We start from the raw sequence: 18,123 nt of genomic DNA on the forward strand, positions 1-18,123 counted from the left end.
CCCGGATTTCCCGGGTTATGCGATGTCACGCGCCCGTCAGGCGCTGCGCCGCCCGATCAGCCGTTCGGATCGGGCAGCAGGATATCGCGCTTGCCGACATGGTTCGCGGCGGTGACGACGCCGTTCTCCTCCATCTGCTCCACGAGACGGGCGGCCTTGTTGTAGCCGATGCCGAGCTTGCGCTGGATGTAGGAGGTGGAGCATTTGCGGTCGTTGGCGACGATGGCCACCGCCTGATCGTAGAGCGCGTCCTCGCCGCCGGTATTGCCGCCGAGGCCCAAGACCGCGTCGATATCGCCGGCCGCCTCGCCGTCGGGACCGTCGAGAACGCTCGACGCGTAATCCGGCGGGCCGAAGCTCTTGAGGTGGTTGACGATCTCCTCGACCTCCTCGTCGGAGCAGAACGGGCCGTGGACGCGCGTGATCCGGGAGCCGCCGGCCATGTAGAGCATGTCGCCCATGCCCAGAAGCTGCTCGGCGCCCATCTCGCCCAGGATCGTCCGGCTGTCGATCTTGGAGGTGACGTGGAAGCTGATCCGCGTGGGGAAGTTGGCCTTGATCGTGCCGGTGATGACGTCGACCGACGGGCGCTGCGTGGCCATCACGAGGTGGATGCCCGAGGCGCGCGCCATCTGCGCGAGACGCTGGATGCAGGCCTCGATCTCCTTGCCCGCGACCATCATCAGGTCGGCCATCTCGTCGACGATGACGACGATATAGGGCATCTTTTCCGGCAGCGTCTCCTCGGTCTCGAAGACGGGTTCGCCGGTTTCGTCGTCGAAGCCGGTCTGGACCGTGCGGGAGAACATCTCTCCGCGCGCCAGCGTCTCGGCGACGCGGGCATTGTAGCCGTCGATGTTGCGTACGCCCATCTTCGACATCTTGCGGTAGCGGTCCTCCATCTCGCCCACGACCCATTTCAGGGCCACGACCGCCTTCTTCGGATCGGTGACGACGGGCGACAGAAGATGCGGAATGCCGTCATAGACGCTGAGTTCCAGCATCTTCGGGTCGATCATGATCATCCGGCATTCGTCGGGGCGAAGCTTGTAGAGGAGGCTGAGGATCATCGTGTTGATCGCCACCGACTTGCCCGAGCCGGTCGTCCCCGCGATCAGCAGGTGCGGCATCTTGGCAAGGTTGGCGATGATCGGCGCGCCGCTGATATCCTTGCCCAGCGCGAGCGGGAGGGCATGGCTGTCGTCGCCGAAATCGCCGGCCGACAGGATCTCGCGAAGGACGACCTTCTCGCGCCGCTCGTTGGGCAGTTCGATCCCGATGACGGAGCGGCCCGGCACGGTCGAGACGCGGGCCGAGAGCGCCGACATCGACCGCGCGATGTCATCGGCCAGCCCGATCACCCGCGACGCCTTGAGGCCGGGCGCGGGCTCCAGCTCGTACATGGTCACGACGGGGCCGGGGCGTACGGAGACGATCTCGCCCTTGACGCCGTAATCGTCGAGAACCGCCTCGAGCGTGCGCGCATTCTCCTCCAGCGCCTCCTCGGAGAGGTGGTGGCGCTCGACGGTTCCCGGATCGGCGAGAAGGTTGATCGGCGGCATCTCGTAGCCGGTCTCGTCGTCGCGGCCGCGCGCACCGGATTGCGCCTCGGCGCGGGCCTGGGCCGACGGGGTCGCGGGACGGACGGGGGCCTGCACGACCCTGCGAGGGGCTGGCGCGCCGGCGGCTTCGGGGCGCGCCTGTTCGGCCGGTGCCTCGGCCTCCTCGGTCTCGATCAGCGGATCGGCGTCGAGGTCGAAGGCTTCGATCTGGGCTTGCGCGGGGCGCGGCGCCTCCGTCCGCGCGGCGGCGGTCAGGACAGGCTCCGTGCGTGCCTCCGGCGCCGTGGCGTCCGGGGCCTCTGCGTCATCGGCGCGGCGCATGCGGGTGCGCACGGCGTTGGCGATGCGGGCCTGGATGCGGTCCCCGGCCGGCGCCTCGTCGTCATGGTCGAAATCGTCCCTGTCGTCGCCGTCAGCGGCGGCACCGGCACCGCCGAGATTGGGCAGCCAGGACAGGAACGAGCGGCGCGGCGCCTCGTCGCTTCTGTCGTCGTCTCCGTAAAGCGCCGCCTCGCGCGCCGCGGCCCGTGCCGCCCGCCGTTCGCGCCACGCGCTCGCGCCGGCGGCGGTGCCGCGAACGGTCCCCCGCGCGGCCGTTCCGGTCAGAAGGCGGACGCCGTGCATGGCATGGCCCAACCCTTCGAGGAAATAGACACCCGCATTCACCGCATCCTCGCGCGTGAAGCCGAGCACCCAGCCGCCGCAGACGAGGGCAGCCACCGCGATCAGGATGGACAGGATCTTGAGCCCGATGCTCGCCGTGATCGGCAGCACCGACAGAAGCGCCCCGAGCGCCGTATCGCCGAACAGCCCGCCCAGCCCGAAATCGTGGGTCCAATCCGGTCCGGGCACGAGCGAGGCGGCATAGAGCGACACCAGGAGCATCCAGGCCGGCACGAAGAGGATGCGCGGCAGCGCCCTCTCCGAGCCCAGGTGCCCCGCGAACCGCACGCCCCACGCGATCAGCCCCGCCGCGAAGCCCAGCGCACCGTAACCCAGCACGAGATAGAGCGGCGCGGCCAACGACGCGCCGAACATGCCCAGCCAGTTGCGCGGCGCGCGGTCGGTCGCCGCCAGCCAGTTCGGATCCTCGGGGCTGTAGCTCAGGAGCATCGCCGCCATGAGCAGACCCAGGATCACCATCAGCACGCCCAGCCCCTCACGTCCGCGGCGGGCGAGGCTGATCTGCAGGTTGCTGTCGAGAAGGGGATCGCGTTGCCGCACCTGATAGGCCATCGGGGCTCCTCTTACGTTTGCAATCCGTCGCGCAGGCGGGTCAGCCCCTCGATCGTCTCGTCGAGAGGCCCCACGAGGGCGGCGCGGATATGTTGGGCACCGGGATTTCCGGCTTTCGTGTCACGCGCCAGATAGGCACCGGGCAGGACCTTGACGCCCGTCTCGGTCCACAGCTTCAGCGTCGCCGCTTCGCCGTCTATCCCGTCGGGCGTGGGCAGCCACAGGAAGAATCCTGCCTCGGGGATGTGCTCGGGGCCGAGGATTCGCGCGGCGGCCGCGAATTTCTCGGCGTAGAGGGCGCGGTTGACCCGGACGTGATCCTCGTCATCCCAGACGGCGGCGGCGGCCATCTGCAGGGGCAGGGGGAGGGGCGCGCCGGCATAGGCGCGAAGCTGCTTCATCCGCGCGATATTGCCCGGACCCGAAACCGCGAAACCCGACCGCAATCCGGCGAGGTTCGACCGCTTCGACAGGGAGTGAAACGCCACGACGCGGTCCGGATCGGCACCCGTGGCGCGCACGGCCTCGAGGATGCCGGTGGGCGGGCTGCCGCGATAGATTTCGGCGTAGCACTCGTCGGCGAAGATCTTGAAATCGTGCCGCTCGGCCAGGCGCAGCAGGTCCGACCAGTAGTCCAGCGAGGCCACCGACCCCTGCGGATTGGCGGGGGAGCAGATGTAGACAATCGCCGTCCGGTCGAGCAATTCCGCGTCCAGCGCGCCGAAATCCGGCAGATGTCCCGTTTCGGCGGTGGCGTTCACGTAGACCGGCTCTGCCCCCACGCTGAGCGAGGCGACGGCATAGACCTGATAGAACGGGTTCGGCGTCAGGATGACGGGGCGCTTGCCGTTCTTGGTCTCCGGGCAAAGCGCCATCGAAGTGTTGTACAGCCCCTCCCGCGTGCCGTTGAGCGCAAGGATGTGCCGGTCGGGATCGGCGTCGTAGTCGTAGCGCCGCTTCAGCCATCCGGCGCAGGCGGAGAGAAGCTCCGGCGCGCCGTCATTGGGCGGATAGGACATGAAGGCGGCCTGATGGCGCGCGATCACCTCGCCCACGAAGGCGGGCGGAAGATGGCGCGGATCGCCGATGGTCATCTGAATCGGGGTGTCGCTGCCCGGCGCGCGGTCGCCGATCAGGGTCCGCAGGCGCGGAAATGCGTATTCGGGCAGTTCGGAGAACCGCTTTGGGGAATTCATGCTCATGCCTCGTGCGGGTGCTCTGTCGGCCCCGTTTTCGCTACGATAGCAGGGCCGGGGTTGAAGGGTCCAACGAAAATCCGGCGCGGCCGCCGGGGTGTGGCTTTCGGGCCGGGTGCGGGATCAGGCCAGCGCCGTCTCCATCGCCGCGCCGAGGCGCAGGAGCCGTTCCTCGGCCATGGGCGGAGCCAGGGCCATCAGCCCGCACATCGCCGTCTCCGTCGGCAGCGTCAGCCCGCACAGGCCCAGCACGTTGCCCACCCGCGTATTGCGCAGCGCCAGCAGGTTCTCGGTGACGTAATACTCGTCGTCCTCGATCAGACGCTGCCGGTCGGGAGCGGTGCTGGCGACCGTGGGCAGCAGGATCGCGTCGTAGCCGGCGGTGTCGCGCAGATATTCCCGCTCGGCGGCCGCGCGGGTGCGGTAAGCGGCCAGCACGTCGGCCGCGTCCATGTCCCGCCCGGTGCGGAAGCGTTGCAGGATGCGGTCGAACATCAGATCCGGCGCGGCCTCGATCCGGTCGCGCCAGATCGCATAGGCCTCGGGCGAGAACAGACAGGGCGTCAGGTCCATCGCCGTCTTGACCGCCGGCACCTCGCCACGCGCGATGACCGCACCGGCCTCCTCGAGGCGCGCGACGGCGTCCTCGAAGGCGGCGCGCGGGGCGTCGCGGCTGCTTTCGGTGTAATCGGCCAGCACGAGGAAGCGGCGGCCCTTCAGCGTGGCGCCGGTGAGGTCGGTCGGACGCCCCCCCTCCAGCAGCGCGAGGCCCAGCGCGGCGTCCTCGACGTTGCGGCAGAGCGGGCCGACCGTGTCCATGCTCTCGGCCAGGGGCACGCAGCCGCGCATCGACACGCGGCCCCACGACGTCTTGAGCCCCACGAGGTTGTTCCACGCCGCCGGGGTGCGCACCGATCCGCCCGTGTCGGAGCCGATCGCCAGCGGGGCCAGCCCGAAGGCCAGCGAGGCCGCCGCCCCGGAGGAGGAGCCGCCGGGGACGAGGGCGCGGTCGTGCCGGTTCGGCGGCGTGGCGGTCACCGGGTTGTAGCCGAGGCCGGAAAAGGCCAGCTCGCTCATATGCGTCTTGCCGAGGCAGACCGCCCCGCCCGCCGTGGCATTCGCCAGCACCTCCGCATCGTCGACCGGGACGCGGCCCTTCAGAAGCGCCGATCCCGCCTCGGTTGCGGTGCCCGCGCTGTCGAACATGTCCTTCCAGCTGATGGGTACACCGTCGAGCGGGCCGCGGCGCGTCCCGTTCCTCGCGCGCGTGGCGGCGGACGCGGCTTCGGCGCGGGCGCGGTCCTCGGTCGGGCGCGCGAAGATGATGTCGCGGTCCGCATTCGCGTCGATCGCGGCCAGATAGGTGTCGCACAGGGCCTCGGGGTCGATCGTGCCGTCGCCGATGCCCCGTCCCAGATCGCCCGCGCTCATCCAAAGCCAGTTTCGCATCGTATCCTCCGGTCCCGGTCGCGGTACGCTAGGCATCGGCGCCGCGATGGACAAGCCGGGCGGCACGATCATATCAGGCCCTATGGATACGGATGTCATCATCGTCGGCGGCGGGCTGTCGGGCCCGCTCACCGCTCTTGCCCTCGCCGAATCGGGCCTGCGCTCGGTCGTTCTCGACGCCGCGCCCGAGCCGGAGGCGGGCCGCGATTTCGACGGGCGGTCCTATGCCGTCGCGCTCGGCTCGGTCCACGTGCTCCGGGCGCTAGGCCTTTGGGACGCGCTGGAGGCCGAGGCGCAGCCGATCACCGGCATTCGCGCCAGCGACGGGCGCGCGGGCGAGGGGGCGGCACCTCTGCATCTGGCGTTTGAGGCGGCCGAGATCGGGGCGCCGTTCATGGGCCAGATGGTCGAGGACCGGTACCTGCGTCCGGTGCTGCGCGATGCATGCCGGGCCAGCGACCGGATCGAGATGCGCTTCGGCACCCGCGTCACCGCGCAGGAGACCGCGCCCGGACAGGTTCGCGTCACGGCGGGCGACACGCTGACCGCGCGCCTCCTTCTGGGTTGCGACGGGCGGGGCAGCGGCGTGGCGGAGCGGGCGGGCATCCGGCGCATGGTGAAGGAATACGGCCAGACGTCGCTCGTCTGCGTGGTCGCGCATGAGCGGCCGCATGACGGTGTGGCGCACCAGTTCTTCATGCCGCCCGGCCCGCTCGCGATCCTGCCGCTGCGGGGCAACCGCTCCAGCATCGTCTGGACCGAGGCGCCCGATGTCGCCGCCGGGATCATGGAGATGGACGAGGCCAACTGGCTGGACGTGCTCCGCCCCCGGTTCGGCAGCTTTCTCGGCAATATCGCCCTTGCCGGCACGCGCCATGCCTATCCGCTGGATCTGCGTCTGGCGGAGCGTTTCGTCGCCGACCGGGTGGCGCTGGTGGGCGATGCGGCGCACGGGATCCATCCGATCGCGGGGCAGGGCCTGAACCTCGGGATCAAGGACGTCGCGGCGCTTGCGGATGTGCTGGGCGGGGCGCGGGCGCGGGGAGAGGATATCGGCGCGGCGGACGTTCTGGCGCGATACGAGCGGTGGCGCCGGTTCGACACGGCGGCAATGGGGTTCGCGACGGATGCGGTGAACCGGCTGTTCTCGAACGACAATCCAATCCTTCGTCTGGGCCGCGATCTCGGGATGGGGGCGATCTCGCGGATGCCCGCGATACGGCGCCGTTTTATTCGCGAGGCGGCGGGGCTGACCGGCGACCTGCCCCGGCTGATGCGCTAGTCGGCGCGTTCCCGGGCAAGAACCGCTGGCGGTAACCGCCGCGGCCCGCCCTCAATCCAGCTTGCGCGCCTCGTCGATCAGCATGATCGGAATGCCGCCGCGCACCGGATAGGCCAAGCCCGCCGATTTCGAGATCAACTCCTGCGCCTCGGCATCCCAGACCAAGAGGCCCTGTGTCTGCGGGCAGACCAGCGCCTCCAGCATCCGACGATCGTGTTGCGGGGTGTCGGTCACTGAAGCATCTCCTCTCCGGTGCCGCCGCGCAGCGCGATTTCCATCAATGTGACCACCGTCTCGCGCCGCGTGGCGAGGGACGGGGCCTCCAGAAGCGCCTGTTTTTCCTCTGGCTCGAAGGGACAGAGCATCGACAGGGAATTGATCAGCAATTCTTCCTCGGCATCCTTGAGGCTGTCCCAATCGGTCGACAGGCCCTGATCCTCGAAATAGCGGTGCAGCAGGTCGAGGAAGGCGGGGCGGTCGAACCGTTCGTCCACCTCGGGGCGGCCGAGATCGCGCTCGAACCCTTCCCAGGTCACATCCGCCTGCAGATAGGGCTCAAATCCCGACACCTCGCGCGTGATGCGATACCGCGACACGCCCGACAGGGTGACCATGTAGCGCCGATCCTCGGTCTCGCTGATCTGGGTCAAGCGGCCGGCGCAGCCGATGCTCTGCAATTCGCGCCCGTCGCCCGTTTTCTGGGCGCGGGGCTGGACCATGCCGATCAGGCGATGCTCGGTCTTGAGGCAATCGTCGATCATCTGCAGGTAACGCGGCTCGAAGATGTGCAACGGCAGCCGGCTGCGCGGCAGAAGCAGCGCACCAGGCAGTGGAAACACGGGGATTTTGGCGGGCAAATCGGCTGAGCGGTACATGGCCAGAGATTTAGGGCGCATCACAGGACATGACAGGGCATTCGCGCAAACGTGCGCGTTTGTCTCAGACGAAGATCATCGAGGACAGCTTGCGCCGGCCTCTCTGAGCCACCGGATCCTTCGGCCCGGCCGCCTCGAACAGCGTGAACAGCTGCGCACGCGCGGCCCCGTCATTCCAATCCCGGTCCCGGCGGAAGAGTTCCAGAAGATGATCGACCGCACCTTCGAGATCGCCCGCACCCTGCAGCGCGGCGGCAAGGTCGAAGCGCGCCTGATGGTTGTCCGGATCGGCCTCGACGGCGGCCTGCAACTCGGCCACGGGGCCGGCATTGGCGGCCTGTTGTGCGAGGGCGAGCTGCGCGCGCGCGGCCTCGACCTCGGGGGCCTTCGCCACCTCGTCGGTCAGGCGCAGCAGGTGACCCTCGGCCTGATCGAATTCGCCCAAGGCGATATGCGCGCGGATCAGCCCGCCATGCGCGGCGGCATTCTCGGGATCCTCGCCGATGATGGCGGCGAACGTCTGGCCGGCATCCATGGCCGCGCCTTCGGCCAGCATCTCCTCGGCGGCGGCGAGCGCCTCGCCCAGACCGTCATCGCCCGGCACGCCGTTCGTGTTCATCGCGGCGACACGGTCGACGAAGGCCTTGACCTCCGCCTGGCTGATGGCGCCCTGAAAGCCGTCGACCGGCTGGCCCTGCCAGAAGGCGTAGACCGTGGGGATCGACTGGATGCGCAATTGCTGGGCGATCTGCTGGGCGCCGTCCACATCGACCTTGGCCATGCGCACGAGGCCCTTGGCGTCGGTCACCGCCTGCTCCAGCTGCGGGCCCAGGGTCTTGCACGGCCCGCACCACGGGGCCCAGAAGTCGACGATCACCGGCACGGTCATGGACGCCTCGACGACCTCCGCCATGAAGGTGGCTTCGGTGACGTCGCGGATCAGGTCGTTCGGTGCGGCGGGCTGCTGTGTCTGGCCGAGTTCGAGCATGGGGGGCCTCCTTGGTTGAGGGGCTATATGCGGCGCGCGGCGGCGCTTTCCAAGGGTTTCAGAGGTCGAAGGTCGCCAGAACCGGCGCATGATCCGACGGTTTCTCCCACCCCCGGACGTGGCGCAGAACGCGCGACGAATGGGCGGCGTTGGCGATGTCGGGCGTGGCCCAAACGTGGTCGAGCCGCCGGCCCTTGTCGGCCGCGTCCCAATCGGGCGAGCGGTAGGACCACCACGAATAGAGCGGCCCCTCGGGGATGTCCTGCCGGGTGATGTCGACCCAGGCGCCCGAATCCTGTGTCTCGGCCAGGGCTGCGACCTCGACCGGCGTGTGGCTGACGACCTTCAGAAGCTGTTTGTGCGACCACACGTCGTCCTCGCGCGGCGCGATGTTCAGGTCGCCGACGAGGATCGACCGCGCGGGCGCCTCGGCGTGGAAGGCGTCGCGCATGTCGCGCAGGTAGTCGAGCTTCTGGCCGAATTTGACGTTCATTTCGCGGTTGGGAACGTCGCCGCCGGCGGGGACGTAGAAATTGTGGATGACGGTCCCGTCCTCGAGCCGGCCCGCGACGTGGCGGGCATGGCCGAGCGCGGCGTGATCGACCGCGCCGGCCTCCTCCATCGGGCGCTTCGACAGGATGGCCACGCCGTTATAGTCCTTCTGTCCCTGCGCGACGCGCCAGCGATAGCCCAGCCTCTCGAAGCCTTCGACGGGGATCTTCTCGACCGGGCTCTTGCATTCCTGCAGGCAGAGGATGTCGGGGGCCTCCTCCTCCAGAAGGCGCAGGACGAGCGCCTCGCGCAGCCGGACGGAGTTGATGTTCCAGGTCGCGAGGGTGAAGGGCATGCGGTCTCCGGGCGTGGGGTTCGGGCAGGGTTCGCCAAGTGGTCTCTGCACAGGATCCCGGGCGGGTTTGCAAGCTGTACGCGTCATACCGCTTCGTGGCCGCGCTGCCACCGGGAGGCGGTTCGGAACCGTCCGCCCGGTTCGGGGAAGCCATGCAAAACGGCGGGCGATATGTGCATTTGCGCACAAAAATCTCAGGTTTATCACGCTCACGTGCATTGAGGTTGGCGTCTGCCGCCCGCATATCCCCCTCATCGGCAGGGCAGACCGCCCCGCCCGCAGACCACCGGCCCGGTTCGGGGCCGATCTACCTGAAAGGAATTTCATCATGAAAACCATCGTCGCCTCCGCCCTGATCGCCGCCGCAGCCCTTGCCGGTCTGCCCGCCACCGCACAGGTCGCCGCAGGGCCCGCAGGTGCCATCGCGCATTTCAACCTCGACCGGACCAATTCCGAGGACCTGCGCCTGCCGGAAGGCCGCACCGCCGGCACCGTGGTCTCCACCCGCTCGGAGAGCGTGCGTGCCGCAGTCTACGACCACTTCAACGGTGACGCGGACAGCTCGGCCGATCTGCGCGGTCTGAACGGTGCCACGGCCTTCGACGCAACGCCTGCCGTCGGTGTGGATATCGTCGACCGCATTCGCCGCGAGAGCGCCGAGAGCGAGTGACTTTGACGAAATAGCTGCGGGACGTCTCATCCCCGGTCTCCCCGCGGTGACGATACGCCTCCGACCATGCCGGTCGGGGGCGTGTCGCGTTCTGGACCATGCCCCTACGGCCGCACGTCGTGACCGCGCCCCGGCCCGCCAAAAAAAGAGGCCGGACACGAGGTCCGGCCGAGTCCAACAGGGAGGATGCATCTGAGACTCCGCAGATGCGCCGGTTCTACAAGCCTATCCACCGGACGCGGGTGACGTAAAGGCAGTTTGAAGTTCTGCCTTACCATCGGCGGAATAATGCGGCTTTGCGGCAATGTCGCCGATGGCGCCGTTTCAGGCCATCAAACGATAGCCCCCGCTCTCGGTCACGAGCAGGCGCGCATTGGACGGCTCCGCCTCGATCTTCTGGCGCAGGCGGTAGATATGCGTCTCGAGCGTGTGGGTCGTGACGCCGGCATTGTAGCCCCAGACCTCGTGGAGGAGGACGTCGCGCGGGACCGTGCTCTCGCCCGCGCGGTAGAGGAACTTGAGGATGTTGGTCTCTTTCTCCGTGAGGCGGATTTTCTTGTCGTCTTCGGTGACGAGCACTTTCTGGGCGGGGCGGAACGTATAGGGCCCGAGGGCGAAGACCGCGTCCTCGGATTGCTCATGGGTGCGCAGCTGCGCGCGGATGCGGGCCAGAAGGACCGGGAACTTGAAGGGCTTGGAGATGTAGTCGTTCGCGCCGGCATCGAGGCCGAGGATCGTGTCGGCATCGGTGTCGTGGCCGGTCAGCATGACGATCGGACATTTGACGCCTTGTTTGCGCATCAGCCGGCAAAGCTCCCGCCCGTCGGTATCGGGCAGGCCCACGTCGAGCACCACGAGGTCGTAGAGTTGCTCCTTGGCGCGGGCCATGCCGGCGGCGCCGGAATCGGCCTCGAAGACGTCGAATTCCTCGGTCATCACCAATTGCTCGGCCAGGGCATCCCGCAGGTCGTCATCGTCGTCGACGAGCAGAATTTTCTTGAGGTTTGCCATGAGACTCTCCCGGATGTGCTTTCGTTGTCCAATTCCTGCCTTCCCCTGCAAAGGCAGGGAAGGGGCGGCACGCGAACTCACCACGACGTGTCGCCAAGGCCGGATTTGTTTCATATGTGGGTGCGGCGGCCCCCGCTGGGAAGCCGATTGTTACAGGAGATCACCGGGCGATGCTGTCACCCACGCCTGAAGAGCTGGCCGCGCGGGCGCGCGCCGACCTGCGGGTGGGCCTGCCGGTTGCGGTGGGCGGCGTCGTGCTGGCGTCGGTCGAGACGGTCTCCGCGGCCCGGCTGGCGCAGATGCGCGCGGCCGGGCCGCTGGTCATGGCGGTGACGGGACGCCGGGCGGAGACCCTGCGCGCGCGGGCCTATGACGGCGACGTGGCGCGGATCGCGGTACCGGAGACGGCCGACGCCGCATGGCTGCGGGCGGTGGCGGATCCGGCCGACGATTTGCGCATGCCGATGAAGGGACCGCTGCGAACGCTGCGCGACGCGGGGGCGGCGCCTTGGCGGCGGGGCGTCGCGCTGGCCAAGGCGGCGCAGCTTCTGCCCGCCGTCGTGGGGGTGGAGATGGCGGCCCCCGAGGGGATCACCGTACTTCCCGAGGCCGCGCCCGTCGCGGCGGAAGCCCCGCCCCATGCGGTTTCGGCGGCGCGCGTGCCGCTGGCCGTGCATCGTGCCGGCCGCGTCCACGTGTTCCGCGAGGGCGATGGCGGCGAGGAGCATTACGCGGTCGAGATCGGCATGGTGGACCGGTCACGGCCGGTTCTGGTGCGGCTGCATTCCGCCTGTTTCACGGGCGATGTGCTGGGCTCGCTCAAATGCGATTGCGGGCCGCAACTGCATGCCGCGATGGACGCGATGGCCGGCGCGGGCGCGGGCATTCTCCTCTATCTCAACCAGGAGGGGCGCGGGATCGGTCTGGCCAACAAGATGCGCGCCTATGATCTGCAGGATCAGGGTTTCGACACGGTCGAGGCGAATCACAGGCTGGGTTTCGAGGACGACGAACGGGATTTCCGGCTCGGCGCGGCACTGCTGGGGCGGCTGGGGATCGATGCAGTGCGGCTGATGACCAACAACCCGCGCAAGATCGAGATGATGGCCGCGCAGGGCATCCGCGTGGCCGAACGCGTGCCGCTTCATGTCGGACGGGGGGCGGAGAACGCGGGTTATCTCGACGTGAAACGCATGAAGTCGGGGCATCTGGAATGACGCGCGCGCAGGACACGGGCCCCTTGCGAGGGGATGGAATTATCGGGATGGCCGATCGTGTCGCGGGCCGGGACGATCTGGTCCTGACGCCGATGGGCCTGCGCTTTGCGGGGCGGATGTTTCCCTGCACGATCGGGCGGGGCGGCGTGCGGACGGACAAGCGGGAGGGGGACGGGGCGACACCAACCGGCGTGCACCGGATCGTCGGGATGCTCTGGCGGCCGGACCGGATGGCGCGCCCGGCGGATTGGGCGGTGCCGATCCGTCCGGGCGACCTGTGGTGCGACGCGCCCCGGCACCCAGATTACAACCTGATGGTCCGGGCCCCCTTTTCCGCCTCTGCCGAACGGCTGGCGCGGGGCGACCGGCTTTATGATCTGGTGATCCTGACGGACTGGAACTGGCCGCATGCCGAGCCGGGGCGGGGCAGCGCCATCTTCCTGCATCGCTGGCGGCGGCCGGGTTATCCGACCGAGGGCTGCGTGGCGATGGCGCCGGCGCATCTGCGCTGGATCGCGGAGCGGATCACGTTCGGCACACGGCTGATCGTGCCGAAGGCGCTGGCAGGCTGATCCCCGCGTCTCAGGCGGGAACCGGGCGCTCGCCGAAGATGGCGGAGCCCACGCGCACATGCGTCGCGCCCAACTCGATCGCTTCCTCGAAATCGGCGGACATGCCCATGGACAGCCCGGCCAGACCGTTGCGCGCCGCGATCTTGGCCAGAAGCGCGAAATGCAATGACGGCGCCTCGTCCTGCGGGGGGATGCACATCAGGCCGCGAAGCGGCAGGTCGAGCGCCCGGACCTCGCGGATCAGCGCGTCCGCCTCGGATGGCGCGACGCCGGCCTTCTGCGGCTCCTCGCCGGTATTCACCTGCAGGAACAGCGTGGGGCAGCGCCCGATCTGACCGGCGATGTCGGCGATTCGGCGGGCGAGCTTGAGGCTGTCGACCGTGTGGATCGCATCGAACAGCTCCATCGCCGCACGGACCTTGTTGGATTGCAGCGGCCCGATCAGGTGAAGCTCCACCCCCCTGTAGGAATCCTTCCAGGCGGGCCACTTGCCCTGCGCCTCCTGCACCCTGTTTTCGCCGAAGACCCGGTGCCCGGCGGCAAGGACGGCCTCGACCCGCTCATCGGGTTGCTTCTTGGAGACGGCGATGAGGCTGACTTCTGCGGGAGAGCGGTCGGCGCGTTCGCAGGCGGCGGTGATCCGGGCGGTGATATCGGGCAGGGGCATGGCGGGCCTTCGGGTGCGGTGGACCCGCACCATGCCGAAAAGAAAAGAGCGGGCGCAAGGCCCGCTCTCCGTCTTGGTCGTGATCCGGTTGGATCAGAACGCCAGCGCGAGGCCGAGCGACACGGTCTCGAAGTCGTCCGTGTTCAGGCCGCTGTCGAAGTTGCTGTCGCCGTAGCCCAGCTGAACAATCGCACCGCCGCCGAGGTCGTAACCGGCGGTCAGGCCGAAGCCGTCGATGTTGCCGCTCTCGGTGTCGTACACACCGTAGTTGGCGTGCAGCTGAACGCCCGCGAAGTCATAGCCGACGCCGACGCCGACGTGGTCTTTGATGTCGGCGGAAAGCTCGGTCGTGAGATTGCCGCTGCTGACGACGACGAAGTCGTACTGATTCCCGTCATACTCGGTGTAGTTGAGGCCGACCTGGAAGCCAGCGACGCTCGTGTTGACCGAGAAGCCCAGCGCTTCGGCGTCGTCGGCTTCCTGGTAGCCGAGGCCGAAGCCCAGATCGTAGCCGGCGAAGTCGGCTTGGTAGGTGGCACCGAGGCCCCAGACGACGTCGCCGTCGTTGGATGCCGGGACGGGGCGGAAGATGTTGCCGTCCACATCGGTGAAGCCGGGGGTGCCGGCGCGGCCTTCGTCGTTGATCTCGGCCGACACGGCAACGCCGAAGTCGCCGACCGCATAGTCGTAGCGCAGGATCTGGCCGTCATAGGTGCCGTCGAGCGCGGCATTGCCATTGTAGCCGGCATGCTCGGTCGCGTCGTCGTTGATCGAGCCGGCGTTGAACGCCACTTCGGTCAGGGCCCAGTCGAGCGCGCCGTCGGTGTCGCCCATCGTCAGGGTACCGAACGCACCCGAAACGAAGATCGTCGCGCCGCCGTCTTCGCGGTTGTTGTCATTGGCGTCGGAGCCGTCGCCGCCTTCGTCGAGGTCGACGGATCCGCCGAAGACCAGGCCGCCATCGGTTTCGCCCGTCAGCGTGAAGGTGACGTCGATATCCGTGAAGAACTCGGCATCGTCGTCCGTGGTGGCGACGCCGCCATTGCCGGAGAAGACACCCATTTCAGCGAAGCCGGACAGGGTGACCTCGGCCGAAGCGGCGCCCGCGAAGGCAACCAGAGCGGTCGAAGCAAAGAGAACTTTTTTCATGTTTTCCCTCGTGTTTCAGATCGTCCCCACCACGGGAATCGCGTTGGGCGTAGGGTTCATTTCCATCATCCCCCCCCACCTCGCAAGCGAACCGCCGTGGGGCCTCCGGTTTTCGCCCGATCCGTGGTGCTTTCATGTCACAGTGGGCTTTCGCCCGCCCGATTCACGCCCAGATCGGCAATTCGGCGTTGTCGGGAAGACACCAATGCGCGGATTCGGGGCACCTTGTTCACGTATCGCTTTCCACGCTATCCCTCCCCTCGCGCGGGGCGTTAGACGCAGCGCGAAGCAGGCGACGGGGGATGAGATGCGCAAGGCAATGCCGGGACGAATTGTGGCGGCGGCCGCGCTGCTGGCGGGGCTGTCGGGCTGCGGCGGCACCCTGTTCGGCCAGTCGGCCGAGGAGCGGATCGCCAATCAGGAGAACCCCCGCACCATCGCGCGCGCCGAACGTGCCGGCCGCTCGACGGTCTTCGACCTGTTTGCCGGCGACGACGATCCGAATGTCACGCTGGAGGTGAACCGCTATCTCTGGGCGGCGTCGCTCGACGTGCTCTCCTTCATGCCGGTCACCAATGCCGATCCGTTTTCGGGCGTGATCCAGTTCGGCTACGGCACCCCTCCGGGCGGCGGGCGCGCCTATCAGGCGACGGTGCTGGTGCAGGATCCGGCGCTCGATGCCCGCAGCCTGAACCTGTCGCTGCGGACCCGTGGCGGCGCGGTGGACCGCGAAACGCAGCGTGCTGTCGAGGACGCGATCCTGACCCGGGCGCGCCAGCTGCGGATCCGCGACGCCAATCTCTGACGACAATGCGCCGGCGTCCTCCGGGGGCGCGCGGCCCGAGGGACATTCCATGAGCTACGACACGACGTCCATCGAGGCGAAATGGCAGGCCGCCTGGGCCGAGGCCGACCTGTTCCTCGCGACCCGGGACGCGCGTCCCAAGTATTACGTGCTGGAGATGTTCCCCTATCCGTCGGGGCGCATCCATATCGGGCACGTGCGCAACTACACGATGGGCGACGTGATCGCGCGCTACAAGATGTCCTGCGGGTTCAGCGTTCTGCACCCGATGGGGTGGGACGCGTTCGGCATGCCGGCCGAAAACGCCGCGATGGCGTCGGGCGGGCATCCCAAGGAGTGGACCTACCGCAACATCGACACGATGCGCGGGCAGATGAAGCCGCTGGGCCTGTCGATCGACTGGAGCCGGGAATTCGCCACCTGCGATCCGGAATATTACGGCCAGCAGCAGGCGCTGTTTCTCGACATGCTCGATGCGGGGCTGGTCTATCGCAAGCCCGCGGTGGTGAACTGGGACCCGGTGGACATGACCGTCCTCGCCAACGAGCAGGTGATCGACGGCAAGGGCTGGCGCTCCGGCGCCGAGGTCGAGCGGCGGGAGCTGACGCAATGGGCGTTCGCGATCTCGTCGATGGCCGAAGATCTGCTCGACAGTCTGGGTGATCTGGAAAACTGGCCCGACAAGGTGCGGCTGATGCAGGAGAACTGGATCGGCCGGTCGCGCGGGTTGCAGATGACGTTTCCGCTCTCGGCGCCGGTCCACGGCCATGACGGGGTCGAGATCTACACCACCCGTCCCGACACCCTGCGCGGCGCCTCCTTCATCGCCATCGCACCCGAACATCCGCTGGCGCGTGCGTTGGCGCAGGACGACGCGGAGCTTGCGGCCTTCGCCACCGAGGTCCGCCGCGGCGGCACCACCGAGGAGGCTTTGGAGACGGCCGAGAAACGCGGCTACGATACCGGGCTCACGGTGCAGAACCCGCTGGGTGGGACGCTGCCGGTCTGGGTCGCGAATTTTGTGCTGATGGAATACGGCACCGGCGCAATCTTCGGCTGCCCGGCGCATGACCAGCGCGATCTTGATTTCGCCCGCAAATACGACCTGCCCGTGGTCGCGGCCTTCAAGCCTTACGAGGCCGAGAGCTTCGAGGTGGGTGCGGCGGCCTATGTGCCGCCGAAGACGGAACTGGTCGAATATGTCGACAACCCCGCCGGCGTGCATCGCACGACCGGGCACGAGGGGGTCGAGACGACGATCGACTGGGCCGAGACGCAGGGGATCGGCGAGGGCCGCGTCCAGTACCGCCTGCGCGACTGGGGCCTCAGCCGGCAACGCTACTGGGGCTGTCCGATCCCGGTGGTGCATTGTCCCGATTGCGGCGTGGTGCCCGAGCGCAAGGAGAACCTGCCCGTGCGCCTGCCCGACGACGTCACCTTCGACGTGCCGGGCAATCCGCTCGACCGGCACCCGACATGGGCTGCGACCGCCTGCCCGGAATGCGGGGCGGATGCGCGGCGCGAGACCGACACGATGGACACCTTCGTCGATTCGTCGTGGTACTTCGCCCGCTTCACCGCGCCGCGTGCCGATAAGCCGACCGTGGCCGAGGATGTCGATTACTGGATGAACGTGGACCAGTATATCGGCGGAGTGGAGCATGCGATCCTGCACCTGCTCTATTCGCGCTTCTTCGCCCGCGCGATGAACGTGACCGGCCACCTGCCCGCCAAGGCGCGGGAGCCGTTCGACGCGCTCTTCACGCAAGGCATGGTGACGCATCCGGCCTATGTCACGCGCGACGACAAGGGGCGGACGATCTACCACCTGCCCGAAGACGTGGACCTGTCGAGCGGCACCGTGCGCGCCACCGGCGAGGCGATTGAGATCGTCCCGGCGATCAAGATGTCCAAGTCGAAGCTCAACGTCGTCGACCCGCAGGCCATCATCGCCCAGTTCGGCGCCGACACGGCGCGCTGGTTCGTTCTGTCCGACAGTCCGCCGGAGCGCGATTTCGAGTGGACGCCCGAAGGCGCGGCCGCCGTGCACAAGCATCTGACGCGCGTGCACCGGCTGGCCACCGACATCGCCCGCGCCGACCGCGCCCCGAACGATGCCGATGCCGAACTGGCCCGCGCCACGGCCCGCGCCATCGCCGAGGTGACCCAGGGCATCGACGGCTTCGCCTTCAACAAGTCGGTGGCCAAGCTCTACGAGTTCACCAACACGCTGTCGCGGTCGGATGCCGGGGCGCAGGCGCGGCGCGATGCGATGCGCACACTGGCGCAGCTCATGGCCCCGATGGTGCCCCATCTGGCGGAGGAAATCTGGACGATGATGGGCGGCGAGGGGTTCGTCCTGTCCGCGCCCTGGCCCGAGGCCGATCCCGCGCTTCTGGTGGAGGACAGTGTCACGCTGCCGATTCAGATCAACGGCAAGCGGCGCTCCGAGGTGACGGTGCCCAAGGACATGGACAAGGCCGGGATCGAGGCGCGGGTGATGGCGGACGACGCCGTCATCCGCGCCCTCGACGGCGGCGCGCCGAAGAAGCTGATCGTCGTGCCCGGCCGTATCGTCAACGTGGTGGTGTAGGCGG

Annotated in this window: 16 protein-coding genes; 6 read left to right on the forward strand and 10 right to left on the reverse strand. The window is 68.3% G+C overall.

Going from position 1 to position 18,123, the window contains the following annotated elements; all coding sequences use genetic code 11:
• Positions 1 to 56: 56 nt before the first annotated feature.
• From JSE7799_RS17155 to JSE7799_RS17165, 3 genes are all read right to left on the reverse strand, one after another.
• On the reverse strand, positions 57 to 2,798 hold the full coding sequence (locus JSE7799_RS17155; RefSeq protein WP_055664689.1) for a DNA translocase FtsK: 2,742 nt from the start codon (positions 2,796 to 2,798) through the stop codon (positions 57 to 59).
• Between the two features lie 11 nt (positions 2,799 to 2,809).
• Entirely contained in the window at positions 2,810 to 3,994 is a 1,185-nt protein-coding gene (locus tag JSE7799_RS17160) for an aminotransferase class I/II-fold pyridoxal phosphate-dependent enzyme (protein ID WP_055664690.1), read from the reverse strand.
• Positions 3,995 to 4,117: 123 nt separating this feature from the next.
• Entirely contained in the window at positions 4,118 to 5,443 is a 1,326-nt protein-coding gene (locus JSE7799_RS17165) for an amidase (RefSeq protein ID WP_055664691.1), read from the reverse strand.
• Between the two features lie 82 nt (positions 5,444 to 5,525).
• On the opposite strand from JSE7799_RS17165, the gene JSE7799_RS17170 reads away from it, so the two are divergent.
• Positions 5,526 to 6,725: a UbiH/UbiF/VisC/COQ6 family ubiquinone biosynthesis hydroxylase gene (locus JSE7799_RS17170; RefSeq protein ID WP_245624927.1), complete on the forward strand. Its 1,200-nt coding sequence runs from the start codon at positions 5,526 to 5,528 to the stop codon at positions 6,723 to 6,725.
• 51 nt (positions 6,726 to 6,776) lie between these two features.
• Here the strand turns inward: JSE7799_RS17170 and JSE7799_RS20695 are convergent, their stop codons facing one another.
• The 4 genes from JSE7799_RS20695 to JSE7799_RS17185 all read right to left on the reverse strand — a co-directional run bounded on the left by JSE7799_RS20695 (position 6,777) and on the right by JSE7799_RS17185 (position 9,435).
• Positions 6,777 to 6,929, reverse strand: coding sequence for a Trm112 family protein (locus JSE7799_RS20695; protein WP_144431783.1), 153 nt, complete (start codon positions 6,927 to 6,929; stop codon positions 6,777 to 6,779).
• 26 nt (positions 6,930 to 6,955) lie between these two features.
• Complete coding sequence (locus tag JSE7799_RS17175; protein ID WP_055664693.1) at positions 6,956 to 7,600, reverse strand: LON peptidase substrate-binding domain-containing protein; 645 nt, start codon at positions 7,598 to 7,600, stop codon at positions 6,956 to 6,958.
• A gap of 64 nt (positions 7,601 to 7,664) precedes the next feature.
• Positions 7,665 to 8,588, reverse strand: a complete 924-nt coding sequence (locus tag JSE7799_RS17180; RefSeq protein WP_055664694.1) for a tetratricopeptide repeat protein — start codon at positions 8,586 to 8,588, stop codon at positions 7,665 to 7,667.
• 58 nt (positions 8,589 to 8,646) lie between these two features.
• Entirely contained in the window at positions 8,647 to 9,435 is a 789-nt protein-coding gene (locus JSE7799_RS17185; protein ID WP_055664695.1) for an exodeoxyribonuclease III, read from the reverse strand.
• Positions 9,436 to 9,763: 328 nt separating this feature from the next.
• Between JSE7799_RS17185 and JSE7799_RS17190 the strand changes: the two genes are divergently transcribed.
• Positions 9,764 to 10,105 carry a hypothetical protein gene (locus JSE7799_RS17190; RefSeq protein WP_055664696.1) on the forward strand — a complete coding sequence of 114 codons (342 nt, stop codon included), beginning with the start codon at positions 9,764 to 9,766 and terminating at the stop codon, positions 10,103 to 10,105.
• A gap of 324 nt (positions 10,106 to 10,429) precedes the next feature.
• Here JSE7799_RS17190 and JSE7799_RS17195 read toward each other — a convergent pair whose 3' ends face one another.
• Positions 10,430 to 11,116, reverse strand: a complete 687-nt coding sequence (locus tag JSE7799_RS17195; protein ID WP_055664697.1) for a response regulator transcription factor — start codon at positions 11,114 to 11,116, stop codon at positions 10,430 to 10,432.
• Positions 11,117 to 11,286: 170 nt separating this feature from the next.
• Here JSE7799_RS17195 and ribA point away from each other — a divergent pair, with 170 nt between their 5' ends.
• Together ribA and JSE7799_RS17205 are read left to right on the forward strand one after the other, a co-directional pair.
• Positions 11,287 to 12,333: a GTP cyclohydrolase II gene (gene ribA / locus JSE7799_RS17200; RefSeq protein WP_055664698.1), complete on the forward strand. Its 1,047-nt coding sequence runs from the start codon at positions 11,287 to 11,289 to the stop codon at positions 12,331 to 12,333.
• A gap of 47 nt (positions 12,334 to 12,380) precedes the next feature.
• Positions 12,381 to 12,905: a L,D-transpeptidase family protein gene (locus JSE7799_RS17205; protein ID WP_055664699.1), complete on the forward strand. Its 525-nt coding sequence runs from the start codon at positions 12,381 to 12,383 to the stop codon at positions 12,903 to 12,905.
• A gap of 10 nt (positions 12,906 to 12,915) precedes the next feature.
• Here the strand turns inward: JSE7799_RS17205 and JSE7799_RS17210 are convergent, their stop codons facing one another.
• Positions 12,916 to 13,572 carry a YggS family pyridoxal phosphate-dependent enzyme gene (locus tag JSE7799_RS17210; protein WP_055664700.1) on the reverse strand — a complete coding sequence of 219 codons (657 nt, stop codon included), beginning with the start codon at positions 13,570 to 13,572 and terminating at the stop codon, positions 12,916 to 12,918.
• 93 nt (positions 13,573 to 13,665) lie between these two features.
• Positions 13,666 to 14,721 (reverse strand): porin, encoded by a 1,056-nt coding sequence (locus JSE7799_RS17215; protein WP_055664701.1) that lies wholly within the window; start codon positions 14,719 to 14,721, stop codon positions 13,666 to 13,668.
• 319 nt (positions 14,722 to 15,040) lie between these two features.
• Between JSE7799_RS17215 and JSE7799_RS17220 the strand changes: the two genes are divergently transcribed.
• Positions 15,041 to 15,526, forward strand: coding sequence for a DUF3576 domain-containing protein (locus JSE7799_RS17220; protein ID WP_245624928.1), 486 nt, complete (start codon positions 15,041 to 15,043; stop codon positions 15,524 to 15,526).
• Positions 15,527 to 15,575: 49 nt separating this feature from the next.
• Complete coding sequence (gene leuS / locus JSE7799_RS17225) at positions 15,576 to 18,119, forward strand: leucine--tRNA ligase (RefSeq protein ID WP_055664703.1); 2,544 nt, start codon at positions 15,576 to 15,578, stop codon at positions 18,117 to 18,119.
• Positions 18,120 to 18,123: the final 4 nt, after the last annotated feature.

Source organism: Jannaschia seosinensis, from assembly GCF_001408515.1.
GTDB classification, from domain to species: domain Bacteria; phylum Pseudomonadota; class Alphaproteobacteria; order Rhodobacterales; family Rhodobacteraceae; genus Jannaschia; species Jannaschia seosinensis.